Origin of the sequence: Sulfuriflexus mobilis (assembly GCF_003967195.1) — a bacterium.
GTDB lineage: Bacteria > Pseudomonadota > Gammaproteobacteria > AKS1 > AKS1 > Sulfuriflexus > Sulfuriflexus mobilis.
In genome coordinates this window covers 1,849,478-1,871,056 of sequence record NZ_AP018725.1, presented here as the reverse complement: position 1 = coordinate 1,871,056, position 21,579 = coordinate 1,849,478, and the positions used below count along the sequence as shown (strand labels likewise).

The window sequence follows — 21,579 nt, the reverse complement described above, 5'->3', positions numbered from 1 at the left end:
AGTATGCACTCGAAATTAGCCCTTTATTCAGGACAAGGTTTGATCGCCGGTGTCGACGAGGTTGGCCGTGGCCCATTGGCGGGTCCGGTGGTCGCCGCCGCGGTGATCCTTGACCCGACGAAGCCTATCAACGGACTGGCGGACTCCAAGGCCATTAGCGCCAAGCGCCGAGAGGCCCTGAATAGTGAGATTCGGCACAAGGCGCTGTGCTGGGCTATCGCCCGGGCCGAGGTTGATGAGATCGATGAATTGAATATCCTGCATGCCAGCATGCTGGCCATGAAGCGCGCCGTTGAGTTACTCGCCATTCAACCCGAACATGCCCAGATCGATGGTAATCGTTGCCCCAGCCTGCGCTGCACCGCAGAGGCCATTGTCAAAGGTGACCAGTCCGTAGCCTGTATCAGCGCGGCCTCCATTATTGCCAAGGTCGAACGTGATCGTGAAATGATCGAACTTGAATCGGTGTATCCCGGTTATGGTTTTGCCTCGCACAAAGGTTATCCGACCAAGCTCCACATGCGGGCACTGGCTGAGCACGGTGTGACACCGGTACATCGTTACAGCTTCGGGCCGGTGGCGCGTCTGATGGAGAAGGGCTGATGTCTGGCGGCTTTGTACATCTGCACCTGCATACAGAATTTTCTATTGTTGACGGCCTGGTGCGCATCAAGCCGCTGATGAAGGCGCTGGCCGCTGCCGGTATGCCTGCTGTGGCACTGACCGACCAGTCTAACCTGTTCGCGATGGTGAAATTTTATCGCGCCGCACTCGCTGCAGGGATCAAGCCGATCATCGGCGTCGAATTACAGATATCCCCCGATGATGAACGTAACCCGCCAACACGCCTGATCCTGCTCTGTCAGGACCGTGAGGGTTACCTTAACCTGAATCGTTTGATCACGCGTAGTTATACGGAAGGCCAGCACCGTGGTATTCCAATGATCGAACGCGACTGGTTGCATGGTGCCACCGATGGCCTGATCGCCCTGTCCGGTGGCCGTGCCGGTGATATCGGTCAGGCCCTGATCGCCGGTGACAAGCAACAGGCCGGCACTTTACTCGATGACTGGTCTGGTTTATTCCCGGATCGTTTTTATCTGGAACTGGTGCGAACCGGCCGTGAGCAGGAAGAGACCTACCTGCATGCCGCAGTAGAACTGGCCCTGGAGAAAAACATTCCGGTGGTTGCCAGCAACGATGTGCGTTTTATCAAAAGGTCTGACTTCGAGTCACATGAGGCCCGTGTCTGTATTCAGGAAGGACGGACACTTAACGATAGCCGTCGCCAACACCTTTACAGTGAAGAGCAGTACCTTCGCTCTAGTGAAGAGATGGAAGAACTGTTTTCTGACATCCCCGAGGCCATTGAGAACACTCGCGCGATTGCACAGCGCTGTAATATGGAGCTGCGCCTCGGCGAATACTTCCTGCCGGACTTCCCGGTGCCCGATGGCCTGACGATTGAAGCCTTCCTGACCAGCGAGTCCGAGCGGGGGCTTGATGCTCGCATCAAACAACTTGAACCGGTTAAGGGTGTGTTCAGTGAAGAGAAACGTCAGGCCTATAAAGATCGCCTGAAACTTGAGCTGGATGTGATCATCAGTATGGGCTTCCCCGGTTACTTCCTGATCGTCGCCGACTTTATTCGCTGGGCACGGAATAACGATGTGCCGGTCGGTCCCGGACGTGGTTCCGGCGCGGGTTCGATCGTTGCCTATGCGCTGGGGATTACCGATCTTGACCCGATTGAATATGACCTGCTGTTCGAACGTTTCTTGAACCCTGAACGTGTCTCCATGCCTGACTTTGACGTCGATTTTTGTATGGAAGGGCGCGATCGCGTTATTGATTATGTGGCCCGTCATTATGGTCGTGACAAGGTTTCGCAGATTATTACCTACGGCACCATGGCCGCCAAGGCGGTGATCCGCGACGCCGGGCGTGTGCTCGGGCATCCCTATGGTTTTGTCGATCAGATCGCAAAACTCATCCCCTTTGAGATCGGTATCACGCTGGATAAGGCACTTGAACAGGAAGAGGAACTGCGCCGGCGTTATGAAGACGATGAAGAGGTCCATGCGCTGATCGAACTGGGCCGCTCGCTGGAGGGTATTACGCGTAACGCCGGTAAGCATGCCGGCGGGGTGGTGATCGCGCCGACCGCATTGACTGATTTCCTGCCACTGTACTGTGAAGAGGGTGCCGAGAGCATTGTCTCGCAACTCGACAAGGACGATGTCGAGGCCATCGGCCTGGTGAAGTTCGACTTCCTCGGCCTGCGTACCCTGACCATCATCGACTGGGCCGTGAAGACGGTTAACCGTGAACGTGAGCGTAACGGCGAGGCTGCGCTGGTGCTGGAACAGCTGCCCATGGATGATAAAAAGACCTTTGACTTGCTCAAGGCCTGTGAGACTACCGCCGTCTTCCAGCTTGAATCGCGCGGTATGAAGGAGCTGATTAAAAACCTCAAGCCGGATAATTTTGAAGAAATTATCGCCCTGGTGGCCCTGTTCCGTCCCGGCCCGCTGGAGTCGGGCATGGTCGACGACTTTATCAGTCGTAAGCATAAGCGCACCAAGGTGGAGTACCCCTTTGCCGAACTGGAAGAAGTACTGGCACCGACCTATGGGGTCATCGTTTACCAGGAACAGGTTATGCAGATCTCGCAGATCATCGGTAACTACTCTCTGGGTAGTGCTGACTTGCTGCGTCGTGCCATGGGTAAGAAGAAACCCGCAGAGATGGCCAAGCAGCGCGGGATATTCATGTCCGGTGCCAGTGAGTTGGGATTTGATGAGAAAAAGGCCGGTGACCTGTTTGACCTGATGGAAAAATTTGCCGGCTACGGTTTCAACAAGTCTCACTCCGCCGCCTATGCCCTGGTTTCCTATCACACGGCATGGTTAAAGGCGCATTACCCGGCGGCCTTTATGGCCGCAGTACTATCATCAGACATGGATAACACCGACAAGGTGGTGATGTTGATCGACGAGTGTCGTCACATGCAGCTCGAGGTCCTGCCGCCGAATGTGAATAATTGTGAATATATGTTCACCAGTCAGGGTGACAAGAGCATTTATTATGGTCTCGGTGCCATCAAGGGGGTTGGTGAAGCGGCACTGGAGAGTATTGTCCAGGAACGCAATGAGAATGGCCTGTATGCCGACCTGTTTGATTTTTGCCGACGCATAGACCCGCGCAAGGTTAATCGCCGTGTACTGGAGGCGATGATCCGCGCCGGGGCACTCGATGGCATGGCGCCGAACCGTGCGACCCTGATGGCAAACCTGAGTGTTGCCATGAAAAGCGCCGAACAACATCTGCGTAATGAGGACCAGGGTATCGATGACATGTTCGGTGGCCCGGCTGCCGAGGCCGAGGTGATCGAACTCAAGGTCGCGCCGGAATGGCCGGAAAAGGAACGTTTGGAAGGTGAGAAGGATACCCTTGGGCTCTATCTCACCGGTCACCCCATTACGCAATACGAAAAAGAACTCGAGCGTGTTATCACTAGCCGTCTGGTCAATGTACAGGCCTCACGCGACGAGCAAACGGTGGCGGGTCTCGTCGTGGCCCTGCAAACCCGCAATACCAAGTCCGGAGAGCGCATGGGTTTTATGACCCTCGATGACCGCAGTGGCCGTATCGAGGTCGCCGCCTTCAAGGATACCTATAAACAATTCCAGCACCTGATCGCCAAGGACAAGTTGCTCGTCATCACGGGCTCGGTACGAGAGGATGATTACAGTGGCGGGCTGCGCCTGCAGGCAAGCCAGATTTACGATATCGACGAGGCCCGCGAGGCCTATGCGCGCCAGCTACTGATCCGGGTCGATGCAAAACAGGCCGGTAATGGTTTCCTTGATGCCCTCGAGCAGACCCTGACCCCGTTTCGTGATGGCCGCTGCCCGGTGATCCTGGACTACGCACGGGCCGATTCCCGCGCCCGTATCAGTCTCGGCGAGGACTGGCGGATCCGGCCCACGGATGAGCTCCTGCAGCAGCTGCAGGAATTAGCGGGAGAGGGCAAGGTAGAGGTGTTATACTGACCAACCTGGCTGCAGAGGCTGTTATTAAGCTTTTGCGATTTTTAGTTTTATCCGTTATCTTATTGTTATGAATCTGAATTTTCTGGAATTTGAACAGCCGATTGCCGAACTCGAGGCCAAGATCGAAGAGCTTCGCTACGTCGGTGATGACTCCGAGATCAATATCACTGACGAGATCAGACGCCTGCAGGACAAGAGCCGCTCGCTGACCGAGTCGATCTTCAAGTCACTCTCGCCGTGGCAGGTCTCGCAACTGGCGCGTCATCCACAACGGCCCTACCTGCTCGACTACATTGAACGCATCTTTGATGACTTCGAAGAACTGCACGGTGACCGTGCCTATGCCGACGACCCTGCGATCGTCGGTGGTCTGGCCCGTCTCGAGGGTCGACCGGTCATGGTCATTGGTCAGCAAAAGGGGCGTGACACAAAAGAGAAGATCGAGCGCAACTTTGGTATGCCGCGTCCGGAGGGTTACCGCAAGGCCCTGCGTCTGATGGAAATGGCCGAACGTTTCCGCCTGCCCGTGCTGACCTTTATCGACACCCCCGGGGCTTACCCGGGTATCGATGCCGAAGAGCGTGGCCAGAGTGAGGCCATCGCCCGTAACCTGTTCGTCATGGCCGAGCTGAAGACACCCATTGTCTGTACCGTGATCGGTGAAGGCGGTTCCGGGGGCGCGCTGGCTATCGGTGTGGGTGATCGGGTATTGATGCTTGAATACAGCACCTATTCGGTGATCTCACCGGAGGGTTGTGCCTCTATCCTCTGGAAGAGTGCCGAAAAGGCCGCGGATGCGGCCGAAGCCATGGGTATCACCGCTGACCGTTTGAAAGAGCTGGGTCTTGTCGATGGCATTATCAAGGAACCACTGGGTGGTGCACACCGCAATATTGATGTCATGGCGCGGTCACTGAAAAATACCCTGCTGGAAACACTTGATACGGTTGGCGGTATTCCGATCGACCGCTTGCTGGAACAGCGTTACGAACGCCTGTCGCGTTTCGGTAATTACCAGGAACAGTAAGCCCCTCAATGACTATGACGCCTTCGCGTTTGTTGCAAGCACTGCATACGTGTCTTGCGGCGCGCCCATTGGCGGCTTACCCCCGGCGGTTTATTATCGCCTACAGTGGTGGGCTGGATTCGCACTGCCTGTTACATCTCCTATCTGCCTGTCGGCGACAACTGGCTGTCAGTATTGAGGCCGTGCATGTGCACCACGGCCTGTTGGATGATGCCGATCACTGGGTCGAACACTGCCGGCAGGTCTGTCGGCAACTCGATGTGCCGTTAACGGTGCTGCACGTTGAGGCACGGGCCGCAAAGGGAGAGAGTCCGGAAGCGGCGGCGCGCAAGGCGCGTTACGCCGCCCTGCAAAATATTATTGTTACAGAAGGCGATGTCCTGCTCACCGCACAACACCGTGACGACCAGGCCGAGACCCTGCTGTTGCAATTATTCCGCGGCAGCGGCAGTCGGGGGCAGGCGGCGATGCCGAGGCAACGCGCCTTTGCCGCTGGAGAACACTGGCGCCCCCTGCTGGATGTGAGCCGGGACGAACTGCAGGAATACGCCGCGCAACAGCAGCTGAACTGGGTGGAGGACCCCTCCAACCAGGATAGCGGCTTTGACCGTAACTACCTGCGCCACGAGGTCATGCCGGTGTTACAGCGACGTTGGCCGGCGATTACGGAAACCCTCAGCCGCGTCGCCAGTCAGCAGGCCGAAAACGAGGCCTTGCTCGAGGCTTTGGCGGCGCAGGACATGCAGGGCCTACTGAGGACAGACCACAGCCTGTCACTGGCCGGTCTTGGCGGGCTGGATGCGGCACGGCAGCGTAATGTCTTGCGTCTGTGGTTGCGCGGGCAGGGGTTGACCCTGCCTTCACGGCGCAAGCTGCTACAGGTGCAAGCGGATATGCTCGAGGCCGCGCAGGATAGGAACCCACACCTGGAGTGGCCCGGCGTCGAATTGCGCCGCTATCGTGGACGCCTGTACGCCATGGCCCCCCTGCAGGCCGTGAAGGCGGACTGGTGCCGGGACTGGGGCCTGCGAGGGCAGGTAGACCTGCCCTGGTCAGCTCAACTCTTGAGCCGTAAGACGGTCGGTGAAGGCCTGCGTGCTGATCTTGGCGAAACAGGCCAGCGTATCCAGTTACGCCTGCGTCACGGTGGTGAGCGCTGCCGTCCGATCGGGCGAGGCCAGCACCATAGCCTGAAAAAACTCTTCCAGGAGGCCGGTATCCCACCCTGGCAACGTCAGCGTATGCCGTTGCTTTTTGTCGGCGATGAACTGGCCGCCGTGCCGGGCTTGTGCGTCTGTGAACCCTTTGCTGCCCCAAAGGGGGGCGCGGGCCTGTGGATTGATTGGCGGGCATCCATTACAAGTCATTGATTTATTTTTGGCTGTTATCATTTCTTCATTGAGTAACGGGGCGTGTTCTTGTAGCATATAGTCCCGTCCGGCAATGGTCACATTGCTCAGAATCTGACGGGATTATCCTCTTAAATGACCAAATTTATTTTTATTACAGGCGGCGTGGTTTCTTCCCTCGGGAAGGGCATTGCGGCGGCCTCACTCGCTGCTATTCTCGAATCACGGGGTCTGAAAGTCACCCTGATGAAGCTCGACCCCTATATCAACGTCGACCCGGGCACCATGAGTCCGTTCCAGCACGGTGAGGTCTTTGTCACCGAGGACGGTGCCGAGACCGACCTGGACCTGGGCCATTACGAACGTTTCGTGCGTACCACCATGGGTAAGCCGAATAACTTTACCTCCGGCCAGATCTACGAGAATGTGATCCGCAAGGAGCGCCGGGGCGAATACCTCGGTGGCACCGTGCAGGTGATCCCGCACATTACCGATGAGATCAAACGCAACATCATGGCGGGTGCCGGTGATGCGGATGTCGCCATGGTCGAGATCGGCGGTACCGTCGGTGATATTGAGTCGTTGCCGTTTCTCGAGGCGATTCGCCAGCTTGGCGTTGAACTCGGCCCGACCCAGAGTCTGTTCATGCACCTGACGCTGTTGCCCTATATCGCAGCGGCGGGTGAGGTAAAGACCAAGCCGACTCAACACTCGGTGAAGGAGTTGCGCAGTATTGGTATCCAGCCGGATATCCTCATGTGCCGTTCCGAGTTGCCGATGCAAGCGGATGACCGTCGCAAGATTGCCCTGTTTACCAATGTGCCGGAGCGTGCCGTGATATCGGCCGTAGATGTCGACAGTATTTATAAGATCCCACGCGTCCTGCATGAGCAGGGCCTGGATGACATCGTCGTCGAGAAGATGCACCTGAAGACCCGTCCGGCGGACCTGAGCGAGTGGGATGCCGTTATTGATGCGATGTTGCACCCTGAGGCGGAAGTAAACATCGCCATGGTTGGTAAGTACATGGACCTGACCGAGTCTTATAAATCATTGTCTGAGGCCCTGATCCATGCCGGTATCCATACCCGCACCAAGGTTAACATTACCTATTTTGATTCCGAGGATATCGAGAAGGACAAGGGGCTGCGTCTGAAAGGGATGGACGCGATCCTCGTACCGGGTGGTTTTGGCGAACGTGGCGTTGAAGGCAAGATCATGACCGTACAGTACGCACGTGAGAACAAGATCCCCTACCTGGGTATCTGCCTGGGCATGCAGGTGGCGGTGATCGAGTATGCCCGTCACGTGGCCGGCATGGCGGATGCCGACAGCACCGAATTTCGCAAGGACACCAAGCATCCGGTGATCGCGCTTATCACCGAGTGGGTCAACGAAAATGGTGAGATCGAACAGCGTGATGAGAACTCTGACATGGGCGGCACCATGCGCCTCGGTGGCCAGCAGTGTCGCCTCAAGAAAGGTACGCGCAGCCGTGAATTATACGGCAGCGAGATCATTACCGAGCGTCATCGTCACCGTTATGAGTTTAATAACCAGTACCTGGAAACACTGGAACAGGCCGGACTGACGATTGCGGGTAAATCCATGGATGATAAACTGGTCGAAGTGGTCGAGATTAAAGACCATCCGTGGTTTGTGGCCTGCCAGTTCCACCCGGAGTTCACCTCCAACCCGCGTGATGGACACCCCTTGTTCACGGGTTTTATTCGCGCGGCGCGCGAACACCAATCCGCTACGGCGAGTAAAGAGGATGTTGCATGAAGTTATGTGGTTTTGAAGCGGGCCTCGACCAGCCGTTGTTCCTGATTGCCGGTCCCTGTGTGATCGAGAGCGAGCAGTTGGCCCTGGATACTGCGGGCCAGTTGAAAGAGCTGACTACGGCATTGGGTGTGCCGTTTATTTACAAGTCGTCCTTTGACAAGGCCAACCGTTCCTCACATGAGAGTTTTCGTGGTCCGGGCCTGGAAGAGGGCCTGCGTATCCTGCAAACCGTAAAAGAGCAGATTGGGGTACCGGTGTTGACCGATGTGCACGAAGATACACCGTTAAACGAAGTGGCCGCTGTCGTAGATGTATTGCAGACACCGGCCTTCCTCTGTCGCCAGACTAACTTCATCCAGGAGGTGGCCCGTCAGGGCATACCGGTCAATATCAAGAAGGGCCAGTTCCTTGCCCCCTGGGATATGAAAAACGTTGCCGACAAGGCGCTGGCGACGGGTAATGAGCAGATCATGGTTTGTGAACGAGGTGTCTCGTTCGGTTACAACAACCTTGTTTCGGATATGCGTGCGCTGGCCGCCATGCGTGACACGGGATGTCCGGTGGTGTTCGATGCCACGCACTCGGTGCAGTTACCGGGTGGCCAGGGCAATTGCTCGGGCGGGCAACGTGAGTTTGTGCCGGTACTGGCACGTGCTGCGGTGGCCGCCGGTGTCTCCGGGTTGTTTATGGAAACCCACCCGGACCCCAGTAAGGCGCTGAGTGATGGACCGAATGCCTGGCCGCTGGGACGCATGCGTGAATTACTTGAGGTACTGGTTCAGATTGACCGCGGCGTAAAGGCTGCCGGTTTTGCTGAACTGGACCTGTAAACCTTTCTATTAACATTTAACCTTTGGAGTTTGTGCAGTAATGGCAGACCAGTTCAGTATTAGTAATATTCATGGCCGTCAGATCATTGATTCTCGCGGTAATCCTACAGTGGAAGTCGATGTAACCCTGGCCTCAGGTGTGATGGGGCGTGCCGCCGTGCCGTCCGGTGCCTCAACCGGCTCACGCGAGGCGGTTGAGCTGCGTGATGGCGATACGTCACGCTTCGGTGGCAAGGGTGTTAGCAAGGCCATTGCCAATGTAAATGGCGAAATCCGTGAGGCCCTGCTTGGTATGTCTGCCCTTGAGCAGAAGGCCATTGATGCGCGCATGATCGAACTCGATGGCACCCCGAACAAGGGTCGCCTTGGCGCGAATGCCTTGCTGGCGGTTTCTATGGCCGTGGCCAAGGCCGCAGCCATCCAGTCTGGCAAGCCCTTGTATGAATACCTGGGCACGGGTACCACCATGCCGGTACCGATGATGAACATCATCAACGGCGGTTCACACGCCGATAATAGCGTCGACCTGCAGGAGTTCATGATCATCCCGGTCGGTGCGCCAAGCCTGTCTGAGGCCGTGCGCTACGGTACCGAGGTCTTTCATGCCCTGAGCAAGGTCTTGAGTGCCAAGGGCATGAATACCGCGGTGGGCGATGAAGGTGGCTTTGCCCCGGACCTGCCCTCCAATGAGGCCGCGATTGAGGTAATTATTGAGGCCATCGACAAGGCCGGCTACAAGGCCGGTGAGGATATCTTCATCGGTATCGATGCCGCCAGTTCCGAATTTTATAAAGACGGTATGTACGAGCTGACCTCGGAAGGGCGTTCACTAACTTCCGCCGAGTTTGTCGATTATCTTGCCGACTGGTGCGACCGGTACCCGATTATATCCATCGAAGACGGGCTGGATGAAGGCGACTGGGACGGTTGGGCGCTGCTGACCGAAAAACTCGGCGGGCGTGTGCAACTGGTTGGTGATGACCTGTTTGTGACCAATACCAGCATCCTCAAGCAAGGTATCGACAAGGGCATTGCCAATTCGATTCTGATCAAGGTCAACCAGATCGGTACCCTGACCGAGACACTGGATGCGATCAACATGGCGCACGATGCCGGTTACACGGCGGTGGTTTCGCATCGTTCGGGTGAAACCGAAGACACCACGATTGCCGACCTGGTGGTGGCAACGGCCAGCGGCCAGATCAAGACCGGCTCGCTGTCACGTACTGATCGTGTTGCCAAGTATAATCAGTTGATTCGTATTGAAGAGGCATTGGGCGACAAGGCCAGCTACCCAGGCCGTGCGGCATTCCGACACCTGGCTTAATTTTCTGTCAGTTTATGTTATGCAAGCTATGAGCATTCTCTGAATAGACGCTTTCAGGATTAACGCGGAGCTCGCAAAGGCGCAGAGGACGCAAAGGGATTTATGGATATAAAGTTCTTTTATTTATCTTCCTCTGCGGCCTCTGCGCCTTTGCGCTCTTTGCGTCAAATTCTTTAGTTTATTTGGGCGCAGATAATGAAATGGCTCAGTATTTTTCTTGTTTTGCTATTGGTCACACTACAGCTCACACTGTGGTTTGGTGACGATAGCCTGGCTGAGATCTGGCAGTTGCGCCAGCAGATTAATGCGCAGAAAGATGAGAATAAGCAATTACAGGAACGTAATGCGGCCCTGGAGGCCGAGGTGCAGGACCTTAAACAGGGCCTGGCCGCAATCGAAGAGCGCGCCCGTAATGAACTGGGCATGGTAAAAAAGGACGAGACATTTTTTCAAGTTATTGTGGAAGAAGAGGCTGACGCAGGGAAATGACGGTTACCGAACAAACTTTCTGGGTTGTGATCCCCGCTGCCGGCGTCGGCAGCCGTATGCAGGCTGACTGTCCCAAACAATATCTCGAACTACAGGGCAAGACTGTACTTGAGCAGACCCTTGCCCACTTCACCCATCACCCGCGTATTCACGGTATTGTCGTTGCCATAGCCGAAGATGATGACGTTTGGCCAACGCTGAAGGTGAATACCGACAAACCACTTTATACTGTCAATGGCGGCGCTGAGCGTTGCCATTCCGTGCTGAATGCGCTGAATTTTCTCAAAGACAAAACCCGCGATTCCGACTGGGTACTGGTCCATGATGCGGCACGCCCCTGCCTGCGTCGAGAAGACCTCGATAAGCTCATGATCACGATGGCGCAACACCCGCAGGGCGGGATCCTCGCCGTGCCGGTACGTGATACCTTAAAACGTGTCGATGTCGCCTGCATTATCGAAGATACGGTTGACCGGGAGCGACTCTGTCACGCCCTGACGCCGCAGATGTTTCACATTGGCATGTTGCGCGAAGCGCTTGAGAAGGCCATCGATGAAGGTGTGCTGGTTACCGATGAGGCCTCGGCGATGGAACATGCCGGTTATAGCCCATTGGTTGTGGAAGGGCATGGCGACAATATCAAGATCACCCGCCCCGAGGACCTGGCACTGGCTGATTTCTACCTGGCATCTATCAGTGACGAGGCGGCCAGTGACTATGACGGCCTGATGGCGGATGATGGCTGAATGACAATGCGGATTGGACAGGGCTTTGATGTACATGCCTTTGCTGAGGACAGGAAGCTGATCCTCGGCGGCGTGGATATACCTTATAGCAAAGGACTGGCCGGTCACTCCGATGCCGATGTGTTATTGCATGCCATCTGTGATGCCTTGCTCGGTGCCGCGGCCCTCGGTGACATTGGTCGACATTTCCCTGATACCGACCCGCAATACGCCGGCGCCGACAGTCGTGAGTTATTACGTGAAGTGTATCGGCGTGTGCAGCAGGAAGACTATGTCCTGGGTAACCTGGATTGCACTGTCATAGCACAGGGGCCAAAGCTCGCACCTTTTATCGATATCATGTGTGCGCACATTGCCGCTGACCTCGCGGTTGAAATGCATTGCGTTAACGTCAAGGCCACGACGACGGAGAAGCTGGGGTTCACCGGCCGTGGCGAAGGTATCGCCGCACAGGCCATCGCCTTACTCACCAGTCGCTGATGTCCATGCCAGATTTGTCCGCCATCCTGCAAGTCGCCTTGCAGCCAGCCTGTGCCCATGGGGGGCCCTTGGGTAAGGGCTCTATACGCCAGCAACCGGAAGATTTTATTGTCGACGAATTAGCGTCAGTAGAATTCACCGGCGAAGGTGAACACGCCTGCCTGCATATCCGTAAACGTGGCCTGAATACCGAAGACATCGCTCGACAACTGGCAACGCTGGCCGGTGTAACACGGCGTGATGTCAGTTATGCCGGTATGAAGGATCGCTATGCGCTAACGACACAATGGTTCAGTGTTTACTTGCCGGGTGTTGCCGACCCTGACTGGCAACAACTGAATAGTGACGCGGTGCAGGTCCTTGAGGTCGTGCGTAATGGCCGCAAGTTGCGCCGCGGCACCCTGGCGGGGAACCGTTTTCAGATCAGCGTACGTGAATTTGAGGTCGATGCCGGGCCGCTGGAGGCGCGCCTGCAGCAAATCGCCGGACAGGGTGTGCCCAATTATTTCGGTAGCCAGCGTTTTGGGCGTGGTGGGTCGAATCTTGAGCGCGCGCTGGAGATGTTTGCCGGCCGCCGCGTCAAGCGTGAACAACGCAGTCTCTATCTGTCTGCCGTGCGTTCAATGTTATTCAATAAGGTCCTGTCTCAACGTGTGGGTGAGGGTAACTGGGATCAGTTGCTCGATGGCGAGGTCTGTATGCGTACCGGTAGTCGGGGTTTTTTTGCGACCGATTCGGTTGATGATGAACTCCGGCAGCGCTTGCAGGCGCAGGCGATCCACCCCAGCGGGCCATTATGGGGCAAGGGTGAACTACCCAGTCAGGGGCAGGCGCTTGAACTGGAGAAGGCCGCGCTGGCGGGTCTGGCAGACTGGTGTGTGGGCCTGGAAAAGGCCGGGCTGAAAATGGAACGTCGCAGCCTGCGTCTGATACCGGAAGACCTGCAGTGGGAATATGCGGATAAGACATTGGTGCTGAGATTTAGCCTGCCGGCGGGTTGTTTCGCCACGGCCGTGCTGCGCGAGATCGTCGAGAGTTGAACGTTTTTATTTAAAAGCCCAACGCAGAGGGTCGCTCTCGTGCGTCCATGCACTTCGCGACACTCATTCATCCTGAACATCGCGCGAAGACGCAAAGAACGCAGAGGGTGTAAAAGATAGAAAAACCGAGTTCATTGTTAGTTTTATTTCGAATACAACCTTCAGCCGAATTAAAGATAAGCTGCCCTTACTTATATTTGTTTTCTTTGCGAACCTCTGCGTCTTCGCGACTCTGCGTTGGGCTGTTGATCTTTACTAAAGACGTTTCAGTAGCACATACAGCGCACCGGTGCCACCATCGACGGGGCGGGCCGAGCAAAAGGCCAGCACCTCATCACGTTGCTGCAGCCAGGCATTGACCTTGTTTTTCAGCACGGGCAACTTCTGTTTCGAGCCAAAACCCTTGCCGTGGACGATACGCACACAGCGGTCACCATGACGCAGGCTGTCATGCAGGAACTCGGTCATCGCCTGGCGTGCCTCGAGGACGGTATAACCGTGCAGGTCGAGTTCGGCACGGATACTGAGCTGGCCCCGGCGTAACTGGCGCATAAGCCGGGTTTGCAGGCCGGCGCGGCTAAACAGCAGTTCCTCGCCGGTCTCGACGTCCTCGGGGCGAAAATCATCGGAAAACATCTCATCGAGTACCTGTCGCTCGTCGGCGATGCGTTGACGGGGTATTGGCTTAATCTTCGGCCGTGGTGCCTGGTAGTGGTGTTTTTGCTCCAGTGGCCGCACGTCTTTGAGCTTGTCACGAAACAGCTGTCGCTCGGCATCGGAAATTTTCGGTTTCTCAGGCATAATGGTCACTATCCAAGCCGGCACAGCCATGCACGGAGCCATGCTGTTCAGGTGATTCTAATTTGTATTAGAATCATAATATAAGTGATTGTCTTTATAACATAAACGAGCCCGGCTATCCTGAACGATATGCGTATTTTGATTAGTAATGACGATGGCTACCAGGCCCCGGGTATTCGCTGTTTGTACGAGGCCCTGCGCGGCCAGGCCGAACTGACCGTGGTCGCCCCTGACAGGAACCGTAGCGGCGCGAGTAATTCCCTGACCCTGGACAATCCGATCCGGGCCACGACCATGGCAGATGGCTTCATCAGTGTTGACGGTACGCCGACCGACTGTGTGCACCTGGCGATCACCGGCCTGCTCGCAGAGGAACCGGACATGGTCGTGGCCGGGATCAATGCCGGCGCCAATATGGGTGACGATGTACTGTATTCCGGGACCGTGGCCGCCGCGGTGGAAGGGCGCTTTTTGGGGGCACCGGCCATTGCCGTCTCCCTGGTGGGGGAAAACCTCGAACACTATGCGTCGGCGGCCCGCGCTGTGCTGGCGATCATCGAGCGCCTGAGCCATGACCCCTTGCCGGCGGATACCATCCTCAACATCAATGTGCCGGACCTGCCGTGGGAGGCGATTAAGGGCTTTGAGGCGACGCGCCTGGGGCATCGTCACAAGTCCGAACCCGTTTACCGTGAAAAGGACCCGCGCGGGCGTAGCATCTATTGGGTTGGCCCACCGGGTGAACATGCCGATGCCGGGCCGGGTACCGATTTTCATGCCGTTGCCCATGAGATGATCTCTATCACCCCGCTGAAGATCGACATGACCAGTTACCCGACCCTGGAAAAGGTCGCCAGCTGGCTGGAGGGCCTGTCGGCATGATCGATCGTCACCAGGGTATCGGTATGACCTCGCAGCGCACCCGTGATCGCCTGATCGAGCGCCTCCGCGAGCAGGGCATCCGCAACGAGTCGGTGCTCGAGGTCATGCGCAGTACACCACGGCATATTTTTATTGAAGAGGCGTTGGCGAGTCGCGCCTACGAAGATACCGCCCTGCCGATCGGCCAGGGTCAGACCATTTCCCAGCCCTATATCGTTGCGCGTATGACCGAGGCCTTGCTCGGTGAGGGTGAGTTACCCAGGAAGGTCCTCGAGGTCGGTACCGGTTCGGGTTATCAGACGGCGATCCTGGCGCGTCTGGTGGAACAGGTATATAGCGTTGAGCGTATCGATGCCCTGATGCAGCAGGCGAGGACACGTTTTCAGGAACTGGGGCTGCGCAATATTCGCCTCAAACACAGTGATGGCAACTGGGGCTGGGATGATTACGGACCTTATGACGGTATCATTGTGACTGCCGCACCGCCGCAGGTGCCCAAGCCGCTTTATGACCAACTTTCGGTCGGCGGGCGACTCGTGATCCCGGTAGGGGAACAGGGCCGGCAGCAATTGCTCGTGGTAACCCGCACCCATGATGGTTATGACTCAAAGACAATCGATCTGGTCAGCTTTGTGCCGTTGCGTGGTGGTCTCGGTTAAGGCAAGACAAGCATTATGGTTCACTTTGCTCCTGATGGGGCTGGTGTTGTCGGGCTGTGGCGGCGATGTCGTCGTGGCTCCGGTCAGCAAACATGCCAAGGGCAGTCGCTGGTCACCTGTCAATCACACGGTCACGCGTGGTGAAACCCTTTACTCGATTGCCTTCCAGTATGGACAGGATTATCGGACACTGGCACGTCGTAACCGTATTAAGCATCCCTATACCATTTATGTCGGACAAAAACTCAAACTCGCGGGTACTACCGGCCCTGCGACGCGTAGCACACGCAAGTCGACACAAAGTCCCCGCACGGTAACACGGACGACAGCCAAACCAGCAACACGTAGCAAAACAGAGAAAACATCTCGCCCCGAAAGTAGTAAAAATACCGGTACAGTACGCTGGCGCTGGCCAACACAGGGAAAGGTGGTCGAAACCTTCTCCAGCCAGTCGAGTACCCGCAAGGGCATTGATATCGCTGGGCGTCTGGGGCAGGCAGTAACCGCCGCCAGCGCCGGAAAAGTGGTCTATAGTGGCAGTGGACTTCGGGGTTATGGAAAGCTTATTATCGTCAAACATAATGAACGCTATTTAAGTGCCTACGCACATAATAGAAAGTTATTGGTTAAGGAAGGCGATACGGTTAAAACGGGACAACAGATTGCCGAAATGGGACGTAGCGGAGCGGACCGCGTCAAGCTGCACTTTGAGATCCGTCGGGAAGGCAACCCCGTTAACCCGATGAGCTATTTGCCAAAGCGTCGCAGTTAGAGGCTAAATGGGCTGTAGAAATCCTTGTCACGTACGATAACAATATAACAAGTACGATAAATACTGCCGCCTTCTGAGGAATTATGGATAGCGAAGGCAGACAGTTGGAAAGCTAGAAGGAGACGTTCATGCCACGCAAGAAGTCAAGTGTTGAGTCGGAACCCAAATTGGCCAAGGAGGCAGCTATATTAGCGGCTGATGATAGGGATGAACCTGTCGATGAAACGGATGTTGCCGATGAAGCCTCATTAAGCTTCGCGGAGGATGAGGCGGGTAATCCTGATGTCCCGGTTAAAGGTGGCACGAAAAAGAAGGCTAAGGCTAAGGCTAAATCTGCATCTGCTGCTGGTCGGGGCGGTGATGCCGACGCCACCCGGCTGTACCTGAGTGAAATCGGTGCCTCGCCGCTGCTAACCGCCGAAGAGGAAGTGTACTACTCGCGCATGGCGCAAAAGGGCATTGAGGCCGGGCGCAAACGTATGATCGAGAGCAACCTGCGCCTGGTGGTCAAGATTGCGCGTCGTTATATGAATCGTGGCCTGCCTCTACTCGACCTGATTGAAGAGGGCAATCTTGGCCTGATTCGCGCCGTGGAAAAGTTCGACCCCGAGCGTGGTTTTCGTTTTTCAACCTATGCGACCTGGTGGATTCGGCAAACCATCGAGCGTGCGATTATGAACCAGACCCGAACGATCCGTCTGCCGATTCATGTTGTCAAGGAAATGAATGTATATCTGCGGGCAGCACGCCAGTTTACTCAGGAACTGGGTCATGAGCCGAGCCCGGAAGAGGTGGCCCGTCTGCTCGATAAGCCCATTGAGGATGTGAAACGCATGATGGGCCTCAATGAACGCGTGACCTCGGTAGATACTCCTATGGGCAGAGGTTCAGATACCGCCGTTATCGACTCCATTCCAGATGAAGGTAAAAATGACCCCGCCAGCGTGTTGCAAAGTGACGATGTCAGGAGCCACCTTGATGACTGGTTAAACCAGCTGAATGACAAACAGCGTGAAGTCGTCGAGCGTCGTTTCGGTCTGCATGGTTATGAAATCTCCACCCTCGAAGAGGTCGGTAATGAAATCGGCGTGACCCGCGAGCGCGTCCGCCAGATTCAGATCGAGGCACTCAAGCGACTGCGTGAGGTGCTCGAGCGTGATGGTTATTCCCTGGATGCCCTGTTCCGCGAAGATTGAGTCTCCACCTAATGCTCCCTCTGTTCTAATTGATTGAATAGTTGACTAGATTACATCGTCACTGCTGCCGAGGAACAGAGTGCAGTTACTGAAGAGATGAACCGCAACATCATTAATATTAATCAGGTTTCTGAGGGCTGCCGAGCAGACCACGACGGCCAGTCAGTTATAGTCACTGATCAGTCAATTCAAGATATAAACTCAAGCTGTTAACGGCTAAAAAACGGCAGCTTCGGCTGCCGTTTTTTGTCTCTGCTATCTGATCCATATAGAGTATATTTATAAAGGTATTATAGGGTAATTGACTAGACGGACTGTGTGGTGCAAGTTAGTGCGTCAATAATGAGGGTATGTGGTGTCTGAATTCTATACAGAGACTAAGACTAAGAATAAGAATATGCAGGCAGTCAGCTCAAAGAGCAACCCGCTCAAGCCCTGGCATTATATGTTGCTGCTCGCTATCCCTATGTTGCTTATCGGGGCCGCAAGCTACCTGACTATTGAGGAATTCCGGGGTGATATCGAACTGACTCTTGAAGAAGCTGAGGGCTTGCAGGAGCTTTATACACTTGCCGAGGCCATCAAGGTTCTGCAGGGTATTCGTGGGCTGACACTCCTGAAAACAGGCGGCGATCATAGTAATGACGCGGAGCTCGAATCCCTGATAGAACAGTTTCGTGCCATTATAAAACTGAATATCAACAATAAGTCGGCAAACAACACCTATGCTCGCGAGCAACTGCATGTGCTGCTCGATAAATTTAACCACCTGGAGACAAGCGATAACCGTGTCGAGCATGCGTTCACCGCGTATAACACCTACACCACATTAATCAATGTACTGACAGACATGATGTTCGAGGTGGCGGCTAATTCACGATTGACCGTCGACCCTACTTTAAAGGGTCATCATCTGGTTAATTTGTTAGTTCATCAATTACCTGCATTATCCGAGCAAGTGGCGACTATACGTGATCTATCTTCAAGTGCCATGCAAGTCTCTCGACAGCCTGAGCAGGCAAAGGAGTATCTGCAACATAATTCAAAACTCTTGATTCGTGAAATGCACCTGGTCGAACGAGAAATCAAGCACCTGATCAGTCATTCCTTGCAAGAGGACAAGGGATTTTCTGAGCGCATTCTGTATTTGTTGTCCCGGGTAAACGAAAATAGCTACGTCGCGAGTAATCAACGCGGAATCTCTGAAGCGAGAAAATATTTCCGTTCTGGCACGGCGCTTATTGAAGATATATCAGAGTTGAGGCGTGTCGCTCATATTGAGCTGGTTGATTTGCTGAATGAGCGGGTAGCTGAAAAACGTCGCGTGCTGGCGATCATAGTGCTGGCGATGGCGCTGACCGTTATGGTTTTCATTGTTCTTATTCTCTATCTCTACAGAAGAAACCGACGTGTCTTTGTTGAGATCGCCAATGCCAGAGACGATCTGGCTTCATCAGAGACACTGCAGCGTTCCATATTTGAAACGGTTGCAGATGCTGTGATCGTGATAGACAACAAGGGGAGTATTCATAACTTCAACCATGCTGCAGAGAAGGTCTTTGAATATTCTGTTGAGGAAGTGCTGGGTAAAAATATAAAAATACTGATGTCAGAACGCTATGCTAAAGAGCATGATGATTATCTGCGCCGATATATGGAAACCGGCGAGGACAATATGATTGGCAGAGGACGTGAAGTGGAGGGCAGGCGTAAGTCCGGCACAATTTTCCCTCTCGAACTTGCGGTTAGTGAGATGCGGTTAGAAGGGAAGCGTTACTTTACGGGTATTGTCCGCGATATCAGTAAGCGCAAGCAAGCTGAGCTGGCGCTGCTTAACTCGGAAACTCGTCAACGCACAATCCTTGAGAATATTATTGATGGTATTGTGACGATTGATGATAAGGGTGTTGTCCGCAGCCTCAATCATGCTGCAGAGCTTATTTTTGGCTACGCTGCGGATGACATTATCGGTAACAACGTGAATATGCTGATGCCTGAACCCTATAAAACCCAACATGATGGTTACCTGCATCATTACTTGAGCACAGGCGAGAGGAAGGTTATTGGCATTGGCCGTGAAGTCGAGGGACTACGAAAGGATGGCAGTGTCTTTCCAATGGATCTGGCCGTAAGTGAAATGAGCATCGATGGCCGACGTACGTTTATTGGTATCGTACGTGACATTACTGAACGCAAACGTATCGAGACGATGAAAAATGAATTTGTCTCCACGGTTAGTCACGAATTGCGCACGCCTCTGACCGCGATTCGTGGTTCACTTGGTTTGTTGACCGCCGGGGTTGTTGGTGAATTACCACCGAAAGCCATGGATATGCTGAAGATCGCCACCAATAACACCGAACGCTTGCTGATATTGATCAATGACATTCTCGATATGCAGAAGATTACATCTGGGAAAATCGCCTTTAAGTTCCTGAATATACCCCTGACGGCCTTTCTTGAGCAGGTGGTGAGAGATAATGAAACCTATGCCAGGGAGCATCATGCAAGCATCCGCCTGGTCAAGAGTATTGATGGAGCCAGGGTCTATGCAGATAAAGACCGGTTAATGCAGGTAATGGCCAACTTGATTTCGAATGCGGCAAAGTTCTCGCCGGAAGGTGATGTCATAGAAATCAGTATGGCTCGTCATAATGATCGCCTTCGTATCTCTGTGACGGATCACGGCGAGGGCATACCTGAAGAATTCAAGGACAAGTTATTTGATCAGTTTACGCAATCAGACACATCAACCACGCGTAAGAAAGGCGGCACAGGACTTGGCCTGAGCATCAGCAAGATAATTATTGAGAAGCATGGCGGTGAAATCGACTTTGTCAGTGAAATGGGTATTGGCACGACCTTTTTTGTCGATTTGCCCGAATTAAGCAGTGACGAAATCAATAGCAGCGTTGAGGCCCCAAGGCAACTTGATGCCACTAAAGGTGCCTGCGTTCTCATAGTTGAAGACGATCATGATATTGCCGCATTAATGCGGCGAATGCTGGCAGAAGAAGGTTTTAACTGTGATGTCGCTTACGATGCAGCAGAGGCGAGGCGCCTGCTGAGTCATAACCTCAATCAATACCGGGTCATTACCATGGATCTTATTTTGCCTGGTCTGGATGGTGTGTCATTTATGAATGAATTGCGTGAAAATGAAGCTACCCGCCATATCCCCATTGTGGTGGTTTCGGTAAAGGCCGATGAGGCCAGGCGTGGTCTCAGTGGTGCGGCGCTGAGTGTTTCAGACTGGTTGCAAAAGCCGATTGATCATAAACGTTTGATTGAGGCGGTTCAGCTGGCCGCCGGGCCCTGTGGTGTGCCGAGTGTATTACATGTCGAGGATGAGGCGGATATTCATGAGGTGGTGAAGGGCATACTGCAGAACCATTGTGAATTGACCTGGACGACGACGTTCGGTGCCTCGGAAGAGGTTATCGAGAAAGAGCACTTTGACCTGGTGTTGCTGGATATAGGCTTGCCGGATGGCTCCGGACTCGACCTGCTCGAAGTGATCGAACGGCAATTACCACCACCGAGGGTTGTCATCTTTTCTGCCTATGATGTGAATGAGGAGATTTCTAAAAAAGTCAATGCGGTCTTGGCCAAATCCTCGACCAGCAACATGAAACTCGCCGAGGTCATCAATGAGGTGATCAATGCCGCCTAGCCCCAGAGACCGGGACTACTCAATCAGCAATGCAGCTGCCACGCTGCGGCCCTCGGCGAGCAGGATATTATAGGTACGGCAGGCCGCCGGGGTACTCATGACCTCGGTACCAATAGCACGTTCCTGCAGGCCCAGCAGCAGGCGAGGAGAAGGGAAGCGTTGCTGCCTGCCCGTGCCGAGCAGCAGGATTTGGATATCCAGTGCATTAAGGGCGTTGAAGTGTGAGGCTTGCAGTGCATCAAAGCCGGTCACTGCCCAGTCAGGCAACAGGATATCTGCCGTCACCAGCAGTGGACGGGTAAAGACCTCATCGTTGATGGTGATACTGGTATCGGTGTAGGCGCGTATCGCATAGTGCTCTGCGCGGCTGTGTTGATGCAGTTTCATGAGCAGCATGCTAGCCCGGGACCGGTTTGCAGTCAAAATTAGCCCTGCTCAGGAGTGCGTAAAAGCACGCATCATGTTATA

The 21,579-nt window shown here is 54.6% G+C and carries 18 protein-coding genes; 16 read left to right on the top strand and 2 right to left on the bottom strand.

The features are described 5' to 3' along the window. Window positions 1–3: 3 nt before the first annotated feature. From rnhB to truD, 11 genes are all read left to right on the top strand, one after another. Window positions 4–603, top strand: coding sequence for a ribonuclease HII (gene rnhB / locus EL386_RS09235; protein WP_126455537.1), 600 nt, complete (start codon window positions 4–6; stop codon window positions 601–603). Further along, window positions 603–4,055 (top strand): DNA polymerase III subunit alpha, encoded by a 3,453-nt coding sequence (gene dnaE, locus EL386_RS09230; RefSeq protein ID WP_126455535.1) that lies wholly within the window; start codon window positions 603–605, stop codon window positions 4,053–4,055. Before rnhB ends, dnaE begins: the two co-directional genes overlap by 1 nt. 67 nt (window positions 4,056–4,122) lie before the next feature. Continuing rightward, complete coding sequence (gene accA, locus EL386_RS09225) at window positions 4,123–5,082, top strand: acetyl-CoA carboxylase carboxyl transferase subunit alpha (RefSeq protein WP_126455533.1); 960 nt, start codon at window positions 4,123–4,125, stop codon at window positions 5,080–5,082. Window positions 5,083–5,090: 8 nt separating this feature from the next. Beyond that, on the top strand, window positions 5,091–6,452 hold the full coding sequence (gene tilS / locus EL386_RS09220) for a tRNA lysidine(34) synthetase TilS (protein WP_232020188.1): 1,362 nt from the start codon (window positions 5,091–5,093) through the stop codon (window positions 6,450–6,452). A 114-nt stretch (window positions 6,453–6,566) separates the two neighbouring features. Continuing rightward, window positions 6,567–8,216, top strand: coding sequence for a CTP synthase (locus tag EL386_RS09215; protein WP_126455531.1), 1,650 nt, complete (start codon window positions 6,567–6,569; stop codon window positions 8,214–8,216). Further along, window positions 8,213–9,046 carry a 3-deoxy-8-phosphooctulonate synthase gene (gene kdsA / locus EL386_RS09210; protein ID WP_126455529.1) on the top strand — a complete coding sequence of 278 codons (834 nt, stop codon included), beginning with the start codon at window positions 8,213–8,215 and terminating at the stop codon, window positions 9,044–9,046. The genes EL386_RS09215 and kdsA overlap by 4 nt, the downstream gene beginning before the upstream one ends. Before the next feature lie 40 nt (window positions 9,047–9,086). After that, entirely contained in the window at window positions 9,087–10,373 is a 1,287-nt protein-coding gene (eno, locus tag EL386_RS09205; RefSeq protein WP_126455527.1) for a phosphopyruvate hydratase, read from the top strand. Window positions 10,374–10,568: 195 nt separating this feature from the next. Continuing rightward, window positions 10,569–10,862 (top strand): cell division protein FtsB, encoded by a 294-nt coding sequence (gene ftsB / locus EL386_RS09200; RefSeq protein WP_126455525.1) that lies wholly within the window; start codon window positions 10,569–10,571, stop codon window positions 10,860–10,862. Then, the gene (gene ispD, locus EL386_RS09195) at window positions 10,859–11,608 is read left to right on the top strand and encodes a 2-C-methyl-D-erythritol 4-phosphate cytidylyltransferase (RefSeq protein WP_126455523.1); all 750 of its coding nucleotides are present in this window, start codon (window positions 10,859–10,861) and stop codon (window positions 11,606–11,608) included. The genes ftsB and ispD overlap by 4 nt, the downstream gene beginning before the upstream one ends. Continuing rightward, complete coding sequence (gene ispF / locus EL386_RS09190) at window positions 11,609–12,088, top strand: 2-C-methyl-D-erythritol 2,4-cyclodiphosphate synthase (protein ID WP_197722045.1); 480 nt, start codon at window positions 11,609–11,611, stop codon at window positions 12,086–12,088. After that, entirely contained in the window at window positions 12,088–13,128 is a 1,041-nt protein-coding gene (gene truD, locus EL386_RS09185) for a tRNA pseudouridine(13) synthase TruD (protein WP_232020187.1), read from the top strand. Before ispF ends, truD begins: the two co-directional genes overlap by 1 nt. 255 nt (window positions 13,129–13,383) lie before the next feature. Here the strand turns inward: truD and EL386_RS09180 are convergent, their stop codons facing one another. Beyond that, the gene (locus tag EL386_RS09180; protein ID WP_232020186.1) at window positions 13,384–13,929 is read right to left on the bottom strand and encodes a Smr/MutS family protein; all 546 of its coding nucleotides are present in this window, start codon (window positions 13,927–13,929) and stop codon (window positions 13,384–13,386) included. 129 nt (window positions 13,930–14,058) lie between these two features. On the opposite strand from EL386_RS09180, the gene surE reads away from it, so the two are divergent. From surE to EL386_RS09155, 5 genes are all read left to right on the top strand, one after another. Next, window positions 14,059–14,811: a 5'/3'-nucleotidase SurE gene (surE, locus tag EL386_RS09175; RefSeq protein WP_126455521.1), complete on the top strand. Its 753-nt coding sequence runs from the start codon at window positions 14,059–14,061 to the stop codon at window positions 14,809–14,811. A gap of 17 nt (window positions 14,812–14,828) precedes the next feature. Beyond that, the gene (locus tag EL386_RS09170) at window positions 14,829–15,470 is read left to right on the top strand and encodes a protein-L-isoaspartate(D-aspartate) O-methyltransferase (protein WP_197722218.1); all 642 of its coding nucleotides are present in this window, start codon (window positions 14,829–14,831) and stop codon (window positions 15,468–15,470) included. Next, window positions 15,412–16,242, top strand: coding sequence for a peptidoglycan DD-metalloendopeptidase family protein (locus EL386_RS09165; protein ID WP_126455517.1), 831 nt, complete (start codon window positions 15,412–15,414; stop codon window positions 16,240–16,242). Before EL386_RS09170 ends, EL386_RS09165 begins: the two co-directional genes overlap by 59 nt. A gap of 128 nt (window positions 16,243–16,370) precedes the next feature. Continuing rightward, window positions 16,371–17,438: an RNA polymerase sigma factor RpoS gene (gene rpoS, locus EL386_RS09160; protein ID WP_126455515.1), complete on the top strand. Its 1,068-nt coding sequence runs from the start codon at window positions 16,371–16,373 to the stop codon at window positions 17,436–17,438. Between the two features lie 397 nt (window positions 17,439–17,835). Next, window positions 17,836–21,111 (top strand): PAS domain S-box protein, encoded by a 3,276-nt coding sequence (locus EL386_RS09155; RefSeq protein WP_126455512.1) that lies wholly within the window; start codon window positions 17,836–17,838, stop codon window positions 21,109–21,111. A gap of 15 nt (window positions 21,112–21,126) precedes the next feature. Here EL386_RS09155 and EL386_RS09150 read toward each other — a convergent pair whose 3' ends face one another. Beyond that, complete coding sequence (locus EL386_RS09150; protein WP_172597683.1) at window positions 21,127–21,498, bottom strand: Mth938-like domain-containing protein; 372 nt, start codon at window positions 21,496–21,498, stop codon at window positions 21,127–21,129. Between the last annotated feature and the right edge of the window lie 81 nt (window positions 21,499–21,579).